At 47.3% G+C, this 676-nt stretch carries 1 protein-coding gene; it reads left to right on the forward strand.

Annotation, left to right across the window (positions count from 1 at the left end):
* On the forward strand, positions 1–676 hold a 676-nt coding region (locus FK268_RS25870; RefSeq protein WP_497997377.1), incomplete at both ends, for an FAD-binding oxidoreductase.

Below are 676 nucleotides of genomic sequence, written 5' to 3' on the forward strand. Positions count from 1 at the left end.
CGATCTGCCAGGTTTCTTCTATCGACCACTCGATAAAGATAGTGCTTGCCTTCTTATTGGGACAATGGGGGAGAGCGCGACAGAGCTAGAAGCGAAGATTGCGAAGATTGAATCGGTGCTTGCCGGTTATGATGTGGTGGAAGCTACCGGTTTTCAGACAGATCCCAAGATCACTACTCAATATTGGAATACACGAAAAGGGCTTTTTCCCATTGTTGCGAAGGGGAGAAAGAGTGGCGCGGCGATTATTCCGGAAGATGTAGTCTTCCCGATGGAGCATCTTGTTGAAGGGGTAGAGGCTTTAACCGCACTCTTTGAGAAGCATAATTTCCCCGAGGCAACCATTATGGGGCATGCCTTAGAGGGGAATCTCCACTTTATGTTAGCGCCGACAATGACCTCTAAGAAGAAGATCAAACAATTTGATGCCTTTATGGATGAGCTCGCGGAGGTGGTGGCGGTGAAATATAATGGCTCTTTGAAAGGGGAGCATGGCACCGGTCGTAATATCGCTCCTTTTGTTGAAGCTGAGTGGGGAGAGGAGATCTATCAAGTGATGCGCGATATTAAGGCGCTCTTCGATCCCGATAAGATCTTCAATCCCGATGTCATTATTACCGATAATAAGAAGCTCCATATCACCTCCTTAAAGCAGATTCCGGTAGCGGATAAGTTG

Source organism: Tsukamurella sputi, assembly GCF_007858445.1.
Taxonomy (GTDB): Bacteria; Actinomycetota; Actinomycetes; order Mycobacteriales; family Mycobacteriaceae; genus Tsukamurella; species Tsukamurella sputi.